Here is a 15,130-nt window from a genome sequence, read left to right as displayed (position 1 = left end):
CCCCGCGGACCGTCTCGGGCATAGTGGAGGGCTCGCGGCGATCCGGCGCCGCGACCACGAGGGGGATTCGATGCGGTTGGTTCGATGGACGGTGACGACCCTCGGGTGGGCGGCGGTGCTGGCGGCCGCGGTGGGTGTCCTCGCGCACTACCTGGACTCGACGGTCACCGTGCTCGTCGTGCTCGCGTCGTTCGCGCCGTTCCTGATGGCGTGCGGCGTGGTCGGCCTTGCGGCGCTGGCTTGTACTCGCCAATGGGTCGGGACGGTGGTCGCGGCGGTGGTGGTGGCGGCCGCGGCGTGGACGCAGCTGCCGCTCTACCTGGGCGACCGTGCCTCCGACGGTGACCCGGAGCTGACGGTGATGCAGGCGAACATTCTCTTCGGGAAGGGCGACCCGGAAGCCCTTGTCGCGCAGGTCCGCTCGCGTGGCGTCGAGGTGTTGACGGTCAATGAGTTGACCGACGGCGCGATCCCGCAGCTCGGTGCCGCCGGTCTGGACGCAGAGCTGCCGTACCGGTACCTGCGACCGATGGAGTGGGGCGGGGGCGGGACCGGGATCTGGAGCCGACACCCGATCAGCGAGGAGACCGAGCACATGGGTTTCGTGCTGAACATGGTCTCCGTGCGGGTGCACAAACCGGAGCAGCGGCCCTTCATGGTGGTCGCGGCACACCCGCTGCCACCCTGGCCCCGACCGCAGACGACGACGTGGTCCCAGGAGATGGGCCAGGTGCGCGACATCCTGCAGGGCCTCCGCGGGCGCGGCGAGCCGGTGATCATGGGCGCCGATCTCAACGCGACCTACGATCACGCGCAGTTCCGGGCCCTGATCGGCGAAGGGTACAACGACGCGGCGGAGCAGTCCGGTGCCGGTGTGCTGCGCACCTATCCGGCTGACCGCTGGTGGCCCCCGGTGCTGGGGATCGATCACATCCTGGTCTCCGGGGCGGCTGCGGTGAACGCGGAGGCGGTGGACCTGCCGGGTTCGGATCACCGCGGCGTGGTCGCGGAGATCGACCTGAACGCCCCCGACGACTACTCCGGTTCCGACTGACCCTGGTCCGACGGCGTCCGTTCGTTGATCAGGACCGCGACGCCGTCGAGGATGCGGTCGAGCCCGAATCGGAGCGCGTGTACCGGGTCGCCGGTGGACTCGAACTCGGTCCCTGCCGCCTCGCCCACCCGCCCGGACACCGGGAATTCGGCGGGATCCATCAGTCGTTCGAGGGTCGGCGAGACGAGGTCCCACCACTGCGCGTCGGTCAGCCCGGATTTCTCGGCGGTCGCGCCGACGCTGACGAGTAGGCGGGCGGTCCCGACCACATGGGTCAACACCAGCGTCAGGACCGAGTCCATCTCGACGTCGGAGAGACCGATTCCGTCCAGCGGTCGCAGTTCGGCCTCGTATTTGCGAACGGTGTTCGGGCCGAGGACGGGACGCATCCCGACGAGCTGGAGCATCCAGGGGTGGCGCTGGTAGAGGTCCCAGTTGCGGGCGGCGATGAACGCGAGGCCGCCGCGCCAGCCGCCCGGTGCCTGGGCGGGTTCGTCGAGATCCGCGTAGAGGCCGCCGAGCACGCTGTCGTGCATCAGGTCGACCAGGTCGTCCTTGCCAGGGACGTGCGTGTACAGCGACATGGCACCGGAACCGAGCCGGTCGGCGACGCGCCTCATCGAGACACCGTCCAGGCCCTCGGCGTCCGCGAGTTCGATGCCCGCGGCCACGATCGCCTCGACCGTCAGGCCCTTGCGCCCGGCCTTCCCATGCAGCCCCCACAGCAGTCCGAGGGTGCGGGCCGGATCGGAGGGGACCTCCCTTTTTGACGTCACGGGGACATTCTCCTCCCGCCCGTCATGGAACCCCTCGAGCCATACGGCGCCACGGTTGAGCGCGATCGATGTCCTTGCCCGTCAAGGCTCCGATAAAATCAACCTTGGTGTGCCGGGAAGCCTGGTCGGCGCGGGTGCTGGACTGCAGCGATCGGCGGCAGGGACCCCGTCTCTCGTGATCAGGGGCATCGCAAATGCGCGAAGTGGCAACCGTCCTGTTCCTGGTGGTACTGGCCACGGCAGTGGCCACCTTCGCTCGGCGCTGGCGTATCCCCGCCCCATCGTTGCTGGTGCTCGCCGGTCTCGCGGTGGCCCTGATACCGGGGGCGCCCGCGCTGCGGATCCCGCCGCAGATCATCGCGCTGGTGGTGCTTCCACCGCTGCTGTACGCGGCCGCCGAGGAACTGTCGCTGCGGGATCTGCGGACGGTGTGGCGGCCGGTGACAATCCTCGCCTTCGGCCTCGTCCTGGCCTCGGCGGCGGCGGTGGGCTATGCCGCGGTGGCGGTGACGGGCCTGTCTCCGGCGATGGCGTTCGTACTGGGTTCGGTCTTGGCGAGTACCGATCCGGTGGCGGTCACCGCGCTCGGTCGGCGCCTGGCCCTGCCAGGGCGCGTGCAAGTCCTCGTGCAGGCGGAGAGCCTGTTCAACGACGCCACCTCGCTCGTGCTGTTCAAGGTGGCCGTCGGCATCGCGGTGGCGGCGGGCGCGGTGAGCTGGCCGGCGGCCGGCTGGGAGTTCGTGGTGCTCGCGGGCGGCGGCAGCCTCATCGGCGCCGCCGTCGCGGGGGTGGTCGCCCTGATCCACAGGCGTACCACGGACCCGGTCCTCGAGACCGTGATCGCCCTGGTCACCCCTTACACCGCGTTCGTGCTCGCGGAATTCGCACACACCTCAGGCGTCACCTCGGTGGTCGTCGCGGGAGTCCTGCTCGGCCGCTCCAGCCATCGCTTCAGCGACGCCCAGATCCGTCTCCAGATCCAGGCTGTCTACGCGGTCGTGGTCTTCCTGCTGGAGAGTGTGGTCTTCAGCCTCGTCGGCCTGGCACTGCCCACGCTCGTGCGGGACCTGCCCAGTGGCACCGGCCGGTGGCCGCTGCAGGCACTGGTCCTCGCGGCCGTCCTGATCGGTGTCCGGGTGCTGTGGATGGTGCCGTTGTCCATTGTCACGAAGTCCACCGGCGGTCAATCCTCGTGGCGTATGGCCGCCGTAGTGACCTGGGCAGGCACCCGCGGCGTGATGCCCCTGGCCGCCGCCCTGTCCATCCCGCTGACAACCACCAGCGGTGAGCTCCTGCCCGGGCGGCCCCTTGCCCTCGTGCTCACCACAGCCGTCGTCGTTTTCACCCTTGTCGTACAGGGGCTGAGCCTGGCTCGGGTGGTCAACCGCTCCGGCCTGGCCCTGGAGCCAGAGCACACCGCCCGCGAGGAGGTCGAGGCCCGCGACATCCTCGATCGCGCCGCCCTTGCCTTCGTCGACCGCCTCGCCGACCTGGAGACCCAGCCAGAGCCTGTTATCGACCGCGTGCGGCGCGGCCTCGGTGCCCGGCTGGACCACACCACCGACAGCCCCGACGGCAGCACCCTCGACGCCGCATATCGCGAACTGCGGCACGAGGTGATCGCCGTCCAGAACGTCGAACTGCGCCGCCTATATGACGAGCACCAGATCAGTGAAACCACCCGCAAGAGCCTGCAACGCGACCTCGACCGGGAGGACGCAGCCCTCGGCGACCGCTGACGGCACGAGCACGACACGGTCGATGGGCCACGTGCGGAATCGCACCTGGGGTGAAGAACCCGTGGCGATTCCGCCGGGTCACCGGGGCACCGGGTTCACGTCAGCTGGGGTGGGACCGCCATGGTTGAGATGGCGGATCGTCAGGGCAGCGCCGAGGAACGAACCCAGGAGCAGGATGGTGATGAGTTGATCACCCACGACGAGGCTTCTTTCCTATTCATATCTCGATACCGTGCAAGACCAGCGTCGACCCACGGCGGTTCGGCGAGAAGGCTGCCGACACATTCTTCGCGAGATCTATACGTGCACACCGCGTGAAGTGGCCGGGCCACGGCCGGCCAGGAGAGGTCGTGGTGTCAACGCCTCGTCAATGTCCATGTCGTGGGCGCTATGAATCCGTAAGGAATGTCGAATCCGGCGCTGACGGGTGTTGACTGACACAGAAACGTGCGGGTGGTCCGGTGGACCGTCCCACCTTGATGCTGGGGATTCGGCCGATCGATTTGTCGACCCTACTTTTCGAAGCCGCGGTCGGTACCGGCACGAATCTCGACAGGCGTTCGGCAAAAGGAACGTAAAGATGATGGTTCTCGCGTTCATCGTGCTGACTGTGGCGGTCTTCGCCGTGCTCGGGTTGATCCAAAAGGCCGTGGAGCGGTTGTGAACGTCGACAACGCCGTCGGCCTGATTCTGGTCGTGCTGCTGGCCGTCTTCCTGATCGCGGCCCTGCTGTTCCCGGAGAGATTCTAGTGAATACCGCGACCGCGGGGATCGTGTTCACCGGCACTCTCGTGCTCGCACTCGTCCTGGTGCACAAGCCGTTGGGCGACTACATGTATCGCGTCTACAGCCGCACCACACACTCACGCGTGGAGCGGGCGATCTACCGGATGATCGGCGCCGACCCCGATGGAGAGCAGGCGTGGCCCGCCTACGCACGGAGCGTGTTGGCGTTCTCCGCGGTGAGCATCCTCTTTCTGTTCGGCTTCCAACTGCTGCAACAGCATCTGCCACTGCACCTGTCCGATCCGGCCACGCCGATGACCCCGGCGCTTGCCTGGAACACCGCGGCCAGCTTCGTGACGAACACCAACTGGCAGGCGTACTCCGGTGAATCCACCATGGGGTACCTGGTGCAGATGGCAGGTCTCGGCGTACAGAACTTCGTATCGGCCGCGGTGGGGATGAGTGTGGCGATGGCCTTGGTGCGCGGCTTCGCCCGCACCCGGACCGGCAATCTCGGCAACTTCTGGGTGGACCTGGTGCGAGGCACGATCCGAATCCTGCTTCCGATCGCCTTCGTCGCCGCGATCGTCTTGATCGCCGGCGGGGTGATTCAGAACTTCCACCTGCACACTCAGATCGTCGACACTCTCGCCGGGACGCGGCAAACCATCACCGGCGGCCCGGTCGCCAGCCAAGAAGCGATCAAGGAACTCGGCACGAACGGCGGCGGCTTCTACAACGCCAACTCCTCGCATCCGTTCGAGAACCCAACCACGTGGACGAACTGGGTCGAGATCTTCCTTCTGCTGATGATCAGCTTCTCCCTGCCGCGCACGTTCGGACGGATGGTCGGCAGCACGAAGCAGGGCTATGCGATCGCCGCAGTCATGGCGACACTCGCCGTGGTCAGCGTGACATTGATGAGCGTCTTCCAACTGCAACACCACGGCACGGTGCCGACCGCGATCGGCGCATCGATGGAAGGGGTGGAAGGGCGGTTCGGCGTGACGAACTCGGCCACCTTCGCCGACGCCACCACCTTGACCTCGACCGGTGCGGTCGACTCCTTCCACGATTCGTACACCAGCCTCGGCGGCCTGATGACGCTGTTCAACATGCAGCTCGGCGAGGTCGCCCCCGGCGGCGTCGGGTCCGGTCTGTACGGGATGCTCGTGCTCGCGGTGATCACCGTGTTCGTGGCCGGGCTGATGGTCGGCCGGACACCCGAATACCTGGGAAAGAAGATCACCCCCCGCGAAATCAAGCTGGCCGCTTCATATTTCCTGATCACACCCTTGGTCGTGTTGGTCGGCACCGCCGTGGCGACGGCACTGCCCGCACAACGAGCCGCGATGCTGAACACCGGCCCGCACGGACTTTCCGAGGTCCTCTACGCCTTCACCTCTGCGGCCAACAACAACGGCTCCGCGTTCGCCGGCCTGTCCGTGAACACCACCTGGTACAACACGGCGCTGGGGCTGGCCATGCTGTTCGGTCGGTTCCTGCCGATGATCTTCGTCCTCGCCCTCGCCGGTGCGCTGGCCTCGCAGGGCACCACCCCGGCGTCGATCGGGACACTGCCCACCCACCGGCCGCAGTTCGTCGGCATGGTCGCCGGGGTCACCGTCATCCTCGTGACGCTGACCTTCTTCCCGGCGCTTGCGCTCGGACCGCTGGCGGAAGGAATGCACTGATGTCCGATACGACCATGGCACCGCCTGGAGGGGCGTCACCGCCGCCGACACAGGTCGGGCGCGTGGCGGGCGGGCTTCTCGATCCGAAGATGCTGATCAGATCGCTGCCCGACGCCGTGCGCAAGCTCGACCCCCGCACCCTGTGGCGCAACCCGGTGATGTTCATCGTCTGGGTCGGCGCGATCTGGAGCACCGTGCTTGCCGTCACGGATCCCTCGTGGTTCGCCTGGGCGATCGTGTTCTGGCTCTGGCTGACAGTGATCTTCGCCAACCTCGCCGAGGCAGTCGCCGAGGGCCGCGGCAAGGCCCAGGCCGAAACCCTCCGCAGGGCCAAGACCGACATGATCGCGCGCCGGATCAACGGTTGGGCGCCGGGCGTCGTCGGCACTGAGGAGCAGATCGGAGCGCCGCAACTGCAGCAAGGCGACTACGTCGTCGTGGAGGCAGGCCAGACCATCCCTGGCGATGGAGACGTCGTCGAAGGCATTGCCTCCGTGGACGAGTCCGCGATCACCGGCGAATCCGCGCCGGTGATCCGCGAGTCGGGCGGCGACCGGTCCGCGGTCACCGGCGGCACCCGGGTGCTCTCCGACCGGATCGTCGTGAAGATCACGCAGAAACCGGGCGAGAGCTTCATCGACCGGATGATCGCGCTGGTCGAGGGCGCGAACCGGCAGAAGACGCCGAACGAGATCGCCCTCAACATCCTGCTCGCCGCGCTGACGATCATCTTCGTGTTCGCGGTCGCCACCCTGCAGCCGCTGGCGATCTATTCGAAGGCGAACAACCCCGGCGTTCCCGACACGGCGGCGTTGGACGTTCACGGTGTAACCGGCATCGTCATGGTGTCGTTGCTGGTGTGTCTCATCCCGACCACTATCGGGGCGCTGCTCTCGGCCATCGGCATCGCCGGGATGGACCGCCTGGTGCAGCGCAACGTGCTGGCGATGTCCGGGCGTGCGGTCGAGGCGGCAGGCGACGTGAACACGCTGCTGCTCGACAAGACCGGCACGATCACCCTGGGTAACCGGCAGGCATCGAGATTCCTCCCTGTCGCGGGGATTTCCGAGGATCAGCTGGCAGATGCGGCGCAGCTCTCCAGCCTCGCCGACGAGACCCCGGAGGGGCGCTCGATCGTGGTGTACGCGAAGGCGGCCTACGGTCTGCGCGAACGCACCCCGGGGGAGCTCTCACAGGCGAGCTGGGTGGCCTTCACCGCGCAGACCCGCATGTCGGGTGTCGACCTCGACGGCCACATGCTCCGCAAGGGGGCCGCCACCGCGGTCGCGGACTGGGTCCGCAGGCAGGGCGGCGAGGTTTCCCCGCAGCTCGGGCAGCTCGTCGACGGCATCTCCGCCTCCGGCGGCACCCCGCTGGTGGTCGGCGAGGTCGCCGACGGGCGGGCCGCGGTACTCGGTGTCATCCACCTCAAGGACGTCGTCAAACAGGGCATGCGGGAACGCTTCGACGAGATGCGCCGGATGGGGATCCGCACCGTGATGATCACCGGCGACAACCCGTTGACGGCCAAGGCGATCGCGGACGAGGCCGGCGTGGACGACTTCCTCGCCGAGGCGACACCCGAGGACAAACTGGCGCTGATCAGGCGGGAACAGGAGGGCGGCAAGCTCGTCGCGATGACCGGCGACGGCACCAACGATGCCCCCGCGCTCGCGCAGGCCGACGTCGGGGTCGCGATGAACACCGGCACCTCGGCGGCGAAGGAGGCCGGCAACATGGTCGACCTCGATTCCGACCCGACCAAGCTCATCGAGATCGTGGAGATCGGCAAGCAACTGCTCATCACCCGCGGCGCGCTCACGACCTTCTCGATCGCCAATGACATCGCCAAGTACTTCGCCATCGTCCCCGCGATGTTCGTGGCACTGTTCCCCGGACTGGATCTGCTCAACGTCATGCGCCTGCACAGCCCGGAGTCCGCGATCCTGTCTGCGGTGATCTTCAACGCGCTCGTGATCGTCGCGTTGATACCGCTGGCGCTGCGCGGGGTGAAGTACCGGCCGAGCAGCGCGTCGAAACTGCTCAGCCGCAACCTCTACGTCTACGGACTCGGCGGCATCATCGCACCGTTCGTTGGGATCAAGCTCCTCGACCTGATCGTTCAGTTCCTCCCCGGGATGTCTTGACATGCAAACCTCTTCGTGGATCCGGCAGCACCTGGCCGCGCTGCGCGCCCTGGTCGTGCTCACCGTCATCACCGGCATCGCCTACCCGCTCGTGGTCTGGGTGGTGGCGTCCCTTCCCGGCCTGCATGACAACGCGGAAGGATCGATCATCCAGGTCAACGGCCAGGCTGTGGGCAGCGCCCTGATCGGGCAATCCTTCACCGATTCCGACGGGAACCCGCTGCCGCAATATGTCCAACCCCGCCCGTCCGCCGCGGGTGACGGCTACGACCCGACCGCTACCGGCGCGAGCAACCTCGGGCCCGAGAGCGTCCGGGACATACTGCCGGATCCGGCCCTGATCGCACAGGGTGCGACGCCGGAGGACGCCGGGTTCAAAGCCGGACTGCTCACCCTGGTGTGCTCACGAAGCCGCTCGGTCGGTGAACTGGAGGGTGTCGACGGGTCCCGTCCGTTCTGCACCCCAGGTGGTGTCGGCGCGGTGTTGTCGGTGATCGGTCCACGGGACCAGGGCGGCAACGTCGTGCACCCCACACGGGTGGTCAGCGTCAATGAGCAATGCTCGACGGACAAGTCGACACCGGTCACTCCGTTTATCGGGGCGTACGACGGTGTCAGGGTCGAATGTGCCGAGTTCGGTGAGGACTATTCGATCGGTCAGATCGTGCCGATCCGCGGTGACGCCCCGGCGACACCGGTGGTCCCGGCGGACGCGGTCACCGCCAGTGGCAGCGGACTGGATCCGCACATCTCACCGGCCTACGCGGATCTGCAGGCGGCGCGGGTGGCCAGGACCCGTGGGATCTCCGTCGACCAGGTCCGGTCGGTGATCGACGACCACGGGGACGGGCGCGGGTTGGGATTCCTCGGAGAACCGCGCGTCAACGTGCTCGAGCTGAACCTCGCACTCGACGCCGAGTACCCGGTTCCGAGGTAGGCAGGCTCGCATGCGGGGCACATTGCGTATCTACCTCGGCGCTGCCCCCGGGGTCGGGAAGACCTACGCCATGCTCGGTGAGGGGCGCCGACGCCGCGACCGTGGTACCGACGTCGTCATCGGGTATGTCGCCTGCCATGGCCGCCCACGCACGCTGGAAATGGTCGACGATCTCGAGGTCGTCCCCACCAAGGCCATGACCTACCGCGGTGCCACGTTCACCGAGATGGACACCGAGGCGGTGATCGCACGAACACCGCGAGTGGCCCTCGTCGACGAGCTCGCCCACACCAACGTTCCGGGATCCAGTCACGACAAGCGGTGGCAGGACATAGAGGATCTCCTCGACGCCGGCATCGACGTCGTCTCGACCGTCAACATCCAGCATCTCGAGTCCCTCAACGACGTCGTCGAACAGATCACCGGCATCCCGCAGCGTGAAACCGTCCCCGATGAGGTTGTCCGCCGCGCCGACCAGGTCGAACTCGTGGACATGGCCCCCGAGGCGCTGCGACGCAGGATGGCCCACGGCAACGTCTATCCACCGGAGAGGGTGGGTGCCGCGCTCTCGAATTACTTCCGGGTCGGCAACCTGACCGCGCTGCGCGAACTGGCGATGCTCTGGCTCGCAGACAAGGTCGACGACCAACTCGATCGCTACCGGGCCGACCACCACATCACCGGCACATGGGAGGCCCGTGAACGTGTCGTCGTGGGACTGACCGGAGGCCCAGAGGGGGAGACCCTCATCCGCCGGGCCGCGCGGATCGCTGATCGATCCAAGGGTGCCGACCTGTTCGCGATCCACATCACCCCCAGTGACGGTCTGGCAGGCGCCAACCCCGCCCACCTGGCCCGGCAGCGGGCACTGGTGGAGAGTCTCGGGGGCACCTTCCACCATGTGGTGGGGGACAACGTCCCTGATGCGCTGCTCGAGTTCGCTCGCGGCGTCAACGCGACCCAGCTGGTGCTGGGCGCGTCCCGACGGGGGCGGCTCGCCCAGATATTCTCCCGCGGGGTCGGGGTGGAAGTGACGGCGCTGTCGGGCAGCATCGACGTGCACATGGTCACGCACGAGGCGACGAAACAAGGCCGTGCCCAACGGTTGTCGGCGCTGACCCGGCTGCGGCGGGTGGCCGGGTTCGTTCTCGCCGTCGTCGGGATGCCGTTGCTGGCGGTCGTGCTGGCGAACCTGCGGGGGCACCTGTCGCTGCCGAGCGACATCCTGCTGTTCCTGCTCGGCGTCGTCGGGGTGGCGCTGGTGGGCGGGCTGTGGCCGGCGCTGGTCGCCGCACTTCTCGGCTCCGCGCTGCTCAACTATTACTTCACCCCGCCGATCTACGAGTTCACCATCGCCGAGGCACAGAATGCGCTCGCGCTGATCGCCTATGTCGTGATCGCGATCGCGGTCAGCGCGGTGGTGGACCTGGCCGCCCGCCGTACCCGCGACGCGGCGCAGGCGAGTGCCAACGCGGCCGTCCTGGCGAACCTGTCGGGCAGCGTGCTGCGCGGTGAGAAGGCGCTGTCCGCGATTCTCGATCGTCTGCGCGAAACCTACGCGCTGACATCGGTCACCCTGCTCGAGCGTCCACCCGACACCCCACTGACGCCGGCCCGCCAGCAGGAACCGGCGCGGTGGCGGGTGGCTGCCACGGTCGGGGGTGAGCCCTGCCTCAGCCCCGACGACGGCGACATGGTCGTTGCCGTCGACGACGACCTCTCCCTTGCGCTGCGTGGGCGGACGCTGCCTGCCGCCGACCGACAGGTCCTCGAGGCCTTCGCAGCCCAGGCGGCGGTGGCGTTGCGCCAGCAGCGGCTCGCGGACGAGGCGGAACATGCCCGGCCCCTGGCCGAGGCCGATCGAATGCGCACCGCGCTCCTCGAGGCCGTCGGTCACGACCTGCGCACCTCGTCGGCCTCCGCCACCTCGGCCATCGAACGCCTCCGACACGCCGACGGCAACCGGACCGCGGCGGACCGGGACGAGCTCCTCGCGACTGCGGCCGTCTCGCTGAAACGGCTCGATCATCTTTCCGCCACGCTGGTCGAGATGGGTCGTCCGCGAGCCGGGGGGCTGGGTACGGCGGTTCAACCGGTCGCGCTCGACGACGCCATTCCACGGGTCTTCGACGCCATCGGCGCGGGCGCCGATCGAATCCGGGTGCAGATCGCCGAAGAACTGCCTGCCGTGCTCGCCGACCCCGGGCTACTCGAGCGAGTGCTCGTCGACCTGATCGCGCACGCCCTGCACCGCACCCCACCGGGTGAGGACGTCCTGGTCGCGGCAAGCGTGTTCGGCGACATCGTCGAATTGCGAGTCATCGACCACGGCCCGGACCTCCCCGTCGACGCCGACCGGGATCCGCTCGGCCTACCGGCGCCCGAGCCGGACGGCGAGAACGATCGCCGGGTCGATCTCGGGCTTGCCGTGGCCGAGAGCCTCGCCGAAGCGATGGGCGGCTCCATCGTGCCCACGGACACGCCCGGTGGCGGTGTCACGATGATCATCACCCTGCCGGCGGAGGAGACCGTGACGAGGGACCGCCCGAGGGACCCCGCATGACTCGCATCCTGCTCGTTGAGACCGAGCCGCAACTCCTGCAGGCACTCGGATTCATACTCAGGACGCGGCACTATGACGTGTGCACCACCCCCGATGCCTCGCAGGCCCTGGTACAGGCCACCACCTGGCATCCCGACCTGGTCATTCTCGACATCGACCTGGACCTCTCGGGCGGCGACGGCAGCGAGTTGATCGCGAGGCTGCGTGAGCGGACCCGCATGCCGATCATCGTGGTGGGCGGCCACTCCCGATGCCACGACGAAGTAGCGGCCCTCGACGCGGGTGCCGATGACTACATCACCGGACCGTTCGGCATCGACGAGTTGCTCGCCCACGTCCGCGCCGTACTGCGCCGAGCCGCCGATGACGCCCGGCCCGCTGTCGTCGAGGTCGGCGACCTGCGCGTGGACCTCGCCCGCAAGGTGGTCACCGGCCCCCACGACGAGAGGGTGCACCTCACACCGATCGAGTGGGGAATTCTCGAACCACTCCTGCGCAATCCCGGAATCCTCGTCGGCGGAGAGCAACTCCTGACCGCGGTGTGGGGACCCGGCCACACCGCCGACAGGCACTACCTGCGGATCTACCTGTCGTCGCTGCGGCGCAAGCTCGAACCCAACCCGTCGCGGCCCCGCTACCTCATCACCGCACCCGGCATGGGCTACCGCTTCGAGCCATGATCCGGGGGTGCCCGATCAGGTCACTGTGCGTCGCCTGCCGTGCGCGTTGCCGGTTGGGCAGCACAGGATTCGAGGTAGCGCTGTTCGGGGACCTTGAGTGTCTGCTTGGCCGCGGACAGGTAGTGCGACCGGGCCGGACATCGTGGGACTGATCGGCGCCGTTGTGCTCGGCATCCAGGCATGGGTGCTGTGGCGGGCCCGGACGGGGGAGCAGGGGGAGCGGATTGCTCACCCTTGGGTGTGTTTCGGAAGACGGCGCGGCGGGCGACTCTTGAATTCGAACCCGATACCGAACCGAACGGAGCGACATCCCATGCGCCAGACCACCATGACCCGCACCATCATCGCCTCAGCCGCGGCGGCCGCCGCCATCGCCCTCGCCGGGGTCGGTGCCGTGTCGATCGCATCGCACACCGATCCGGGAACGGCGACGAGCGTGAACGCCCCGGTCGGGCCGGGGGGTGCGGTCGTACCGGGCTCGGATACGAGCCGCGCCACGGGTGGCGGTGTGGGACAGGGGGCCGTCGTGGCACCGGTCGACGCGGCGACGGTCCCGGGTCTGAGCGGGCCCGTGGGTACCGATCCGGTCGGACCGGCGGGTCAGAACCCGGGCGGCCCGGCCGGCCCGAAGCCCGGCGGACCCGTGGCCGATCCGGTGGTCCCGCCGCCTGCAGGGCCGGTGGATCCCGGTCCGGTGGTGGACCCGGTCGAACCGGGACCCGTTGGCCCGGTGTCCGATCCCGTCGTTCGTGATCATCGGGGGGACGGGGTCGACCCGAACCCGCCCGGTGGCGTGATCGTCGGGCCTTCCGATGGATCCGGACCGATCGTCCGCGACCATCGCGACCAGTCCGGACCGATCGTCCGGGATCATCGCTAGCCGCGATGCGCATCGGGACCGCACCGGGTCCGTGATGTGGGTCAACAAAGGGGTCGGTCCCCGCGCGTCGCGCGGGGACCGACCCCTTTGTGCGCCATACTGGGCGGCCCGCTCACATCTCGAACAGGAGTTCCCCCTTGCGTTTTCGTTCGGCCGCCCGTCCGCGTCTCTTCCTGATCGCCACCGCGGTGGCAGCACTGGCCCTGACCGGCTGCGCTGCTCCAGCGGCGGAGGCGATGCCGACCGGGAGCGCGGGCGACTCCGGTAGCGCCCAGGCCGACGGGGTGGCCGCCACCCTCGCCACGCTCGAGACGATCCCGGTCAAGGGCCGGGCACCCAAGACGGGATACTCGCGCGATCAGTTCGGACCGTCCTGGACCGACGACGTCACCGTCGCGGGCGGCAGGAACGGCTGCGACACCCGCAACGACATCCTCGCCCGCGACCTCGTCGACACGACGGTCAAGCCGGGGACCAGGAACTGCATCGTGCTCACCGGCACCCTGCACGATCCGTACACCGGCAAGTCGATCGCGTTCACCCGCGGTTCGGGCACCTCCAGCGCGGTCCAGATCGACCACGTGGTCGCGCTCAGCGACGCCTGGCAGAAGGGCGCGCAGCAATTGGACGAGCCGACCCGTCGGGACTTCGCCAACGATCCGCGGAACCTGCTCGCGGTCGACGGCCCGACGAACGCGCAGAAGTCGGACGGCGACGCGGCGACGTGGCTGCCGCCGGCGAAGCCGTACCGGTGCACCTACGTCTCGAAGCAGGTCGAGGTCAAGGCCGCCTACCGGCTGTGGGTCACCCAGGCGGAGAAGGACGCGATCACGCGAGTGCTCTCGTCCTGCTAGTGACCGGAGGTCGGTGGGTGACGACCGCGACCGCGACGCCAGCGGCGACTCCGACGAGGGTGGCGATCACCCGGGCTTCGAGGAGCGCCCACGGCTCGGTCGGGTCGGCCAGTTCGGTCATCAGCATGATCAACGGTGTGAAGAACCCGATGGCCAGGCCGTAGTTGCGTGTCATGAACAGCTCGGTCGGAAACATCAGGGCGATCACGAGGATGGCGAGCACGGTCGCAGGCAGGTCCGGTAGGAGCAGCGCGGCGGCGACGCCGAGTCCGGCGACCGTGCCCAGCACGCGGTGGATGCCGCGATAGACGCGGCTGCGCGCGTCGGTGGCCGCCAAAGGAACGGCGGCGCCCGCCAGGGCCCAGTTGAGGTGACCGATCCCGAGGAGTAGCCCCGCCGCGCCTGCGAGGGATAGGGCCAACGCATAGCGCGAGGCTTGGACCATCGCTTCGGAGGCCCGCAGGTCCACGTCCTGGCTCATCCGCCGAACGGACGTCTCGAGTCGGAATGCCGGGGCTCGGATCGAACCGGATTGGCCGACGGCGATGCAGAGCAGTGCCGTCGCGGCGCAGATCGACAGTGCCGCACAGGGTGCGATGTGGCCGGCAGGGACGGCGGCGACGGCGCCGAGCGCGAAGATCCCGAAGAACGGGCCCGCGGGTCGGAGACCGAGCCGGTCCGTCACCAGTGATCCCATGGCGCTGAACCCGACCGCGGTGACCACCAGGACCCACGGTCGGGCGTGGAGGCCGGACAGCAGAAGGCCGATGCCGATGCCGGTCAGCAGTACCGCACTCGCCTGCACCTGATGCCGGAGTCGCTCGCGGTGCCATTCGGACCGGCCGTACATGCCGGTGAACGATCCGAAGACGGCATAGATGATCAGGTCGGGGCGGCCGAGGAGCACCAGTACTAGCCCGGGAACGATCAGTCCGATCGCGACCCGGCCGGCGTGCAGGTGGTCGTTCTCGACGCGGACGACGCTGAGCAGTCGACGTGCCGGTGCCGCGCGCAAGGGGGTACTCCGATCGTCGTCCGTGGGAATGGATCTCAGTCTCAGGGTGCAGCGCCGCGGATGTC

General features: G+C 68.4%; 12 protein-coding genes. 10 read left to right on the top strand and 2 right to left on the bottom strand.

Annotation, left to right across the window (positions count from 1 at the left end; translation table 11 throughout):
* Nucleotides 1-70: 70 nt before the first annotated feature.
* On the top strand, nt 71-1,054 hold the full coding sequence (locus C8K38_RS10840; protein WP_097211474.1) for an endonuclease/exonuclease/phosphatase family protein: 984 nt from the start codon (nt 71-73) through the stop codon (nt 1,052-1,054).
* On the opposite strand, the gene C8K38_RS10835 is transcribed toward C8K38_RS10840, so the two are convergent.
* Nucleotides 1,036-1,830: a TetR/AcrR family transcriptional regulator gene (locus C8K38_RS10835; RefSeq protein WP_097211473.1), complete on the bottom strand. Its 795-nt coding sequence runs from the start codon at nt 1,828-1,830 to the stop codon at nt 1,036-1,038. The two genes, C8K38_RS10840 and C8K38_RS10835, sit on opposite strands and share 19 nt — an antisense overlap.
* A gap of 194 nt (nt 1,831-2,024) precedes the next feature.
* On the opposite strand from C8K38_RS10835, the gene C8K38_RS10830 reads away from it, so the two are divergent.
* The 9 genes from C8K38_RS10830 (at nt 2,025) to C8K38_RS10785 (ending at nt 14,050) form a co-directional block, all read left to right on the top strand.
* On the top strand, nt 2,025-3,569 hold the full coding sequence (locus C8K38_RS10830) for a Na+/H+ antiporter (protein WP_097211472.1): 1,545 nt from the start codon (nt 2,025-2,027) through the stop codon (nt 3,567-3,569).
* A 660-nt stretch (nt 3,570-4,229) separates the two neighbouring features.
* Nucleotides 4,230-4,319, top strand: coding sequence for a K(+)-transporting ATPase subunit F (gene kdpF, locus C8K38_RS27610; RefSeq protein WP_099459046.1), 90 nt, complete (start codon nt 4,230-4,232; stop codon nt 4,317-4,319).
* Nucleotides 4,319-5,989: a potassium-transporting ATPase subunit KdpA gene (gene kdpA, locus C8K38_RS10815; RefSeq protein ID WP_097211470.1), complete on the top strand. Its 1,671-nt coding sequence runs from the start codon at nt 4,319-4,321 to the stop codon at nt 5,987-5,989. Before kdpF ends, kdpA begins: the two co-directional genes overlap by 1 nt.
* The gene (gene kdpB / locus C8K38_RS10810) at nt 5,989-8,136 is read left to right on the top strand and encodes a potassium-transporting ATPase subunit KdpB (RefSeq protein WP_097211469.1); all 2,148 of its coding nucleotides are present in this window, start codon (nt 5,989-5,991) and stop codon (nt 8,134-8,136) included. The genes kdpA and kdpB overlap by 1 nt, the downstream gene beginning before the upstream one ends.
* Nucleotide 8,137: 1 nt before the next feature.
* Entirely contained in the window at nt 8,138-9,073 is a 936-nt protein-coding gene (locus C8K38_RS10805) for a potassium-transporting ATPase subunit C (protein ID WP_097211468.1), read from the top strand.
* 10 nt (nt 9,074-9,083) lie between these two features.
* The gene (locus C8K38_RS10800; protein ID WP_097211467.1) at nt 9,084-11,636 is read left to right on the top strand and encodes a sensor histidine kinase; all 2,553 of its coding nucleotides are present in this window, start codon (nt 9,084-9,086) and stop codon (nt 11,634-11,636) included.
* Nucleotides 11,633-12,316 carry a response regulator gene (locus C8K38_RS10795; RefSeq protein ID WP_097211466.1) on the top strand — a complete coding sequence of 228 codons (684 nt, stop codon included), beginning with the start codon at nt 11,633-11,635 and terminating at the stop codon, nt 12,314-12,316. Before C8K38_RS10800 ends, C8K38_RS10795 begins: the two co-directional genes overlap by 4 nt.
* A 313-nt stretch (nt 12,317-12,629) precedes the next feature.
* The gene (locus C8K38_RS27120; protein ID WP_097211465.1) at nt 12,630-13,196 is read left to right on the top strand and encodes a hypothetical protein; all 567 of its coding nucleotides are present in this window, start codon (nt 12,630-12,632) and stop codon (nt 13,194-13,196) included.
* A 137-nt stretch (nt 13,197-13,333) separates the two neighbouring features.
* On the top strand, nt 13,334-14,050 hold the full coding sequence (locus C8K38_RS10785; protein WP_245220985.1) for an HNH endonuclease family protein: 717 nt from the start codon (nt 13,334-13,336) through the stop codon (nt 14,048-14,050).
* On the opposite strand, the gene C8K38_RS10780 is transcribed toward C8K38_RS10785, so the two are convergent.
* Nucleotides 14,025-15,065 carry an FUSC family protein gene (locus tag C8K38_RS10780; protein WP_097211464.1) on the bottom strand — a complete coding sequence of 347 codons (1,041 nt, stop codon included), beginning with the start codon at nt 15,063-15,065 and terminating at the stop codon, nt 14,025-14,027. The genes C8K38_RS10785 and C8K38_RS10780 overlap by 26 nt on opposite strands.
* Between the last annotated feature and the right edge of the window lie 65 nt (nt 15,066-15,130).

This window comes from Rhodococcus sp. OK611, assembly GCF_003050885.1.
GTDB classification, from domain to species: Bacteria; Actinomycetota; Actinomycetes; order Mycobacteriales; family Mycobacteriaceae; genus Rhodococcus_G; species Rhodococcus_G oryzae.
The sequence above is the reverse complement of the archived record's forward strand: the minus strand, read 5'-3'. Positions and strand labels throughout refer to the sequence as shown.

What these genes read in the sequence shown, in the direction of transcription:
- C8K38_RS10805 (WP_097211468.1), top strand. Translation starts at nt 8,138, where the DNA reads ATGCAAACCTCTTCGTGGATCCGGCAGCACCTGGCCGCGCTGCGCGCC.
- C8K38_RS10840 (WP_097211474.1), top strand. Translation starts at nt 71, where the DNA reads ATGCGGTTGGTTCGATGGACGGTGACGACCCTCGGGTGGGCGGCGGTG.
- C8K38_RS10830 (WP_097211472.1), top strand. Translation starts at nt 2,025, where the DNA reads ATGCGCGAAGTGGCAACCGTCCTGTTCCTGGTGGTACTGGCCACGGCA.
- C8K38_RS10800 (WP_097211467.1), top strand. Translation starts at nt 9,084, where the DNA reads ATGCGGGGCACATTGCGTATCTACCTCGGCGCTGCCCCCGGGGTCGGG.
- kdpB (WP_097211469.1), top strand. Translation starts at nt 5,989, where the DNA reads ATGTCCGATACGACCATGGCACCGCCTGGAGGGGCGTCACCGCCGCCG.
- C8K38_RS10795 (WP_097211466.1), top strand. Translation starts at nt 11,633, where the DNA reads ATGACTCGCATCCTGCTCGTTGAGACCGAGCCGCAACTCCTGCAGGCA.
- C8K38_RS27120 (WP_097211465.1), top strand. Translation starts at nt 12,630, where the DNA reads ATGCGCCAGACCACCATGACCCGCACCATCATCGCCTCAGCCGCGGCG.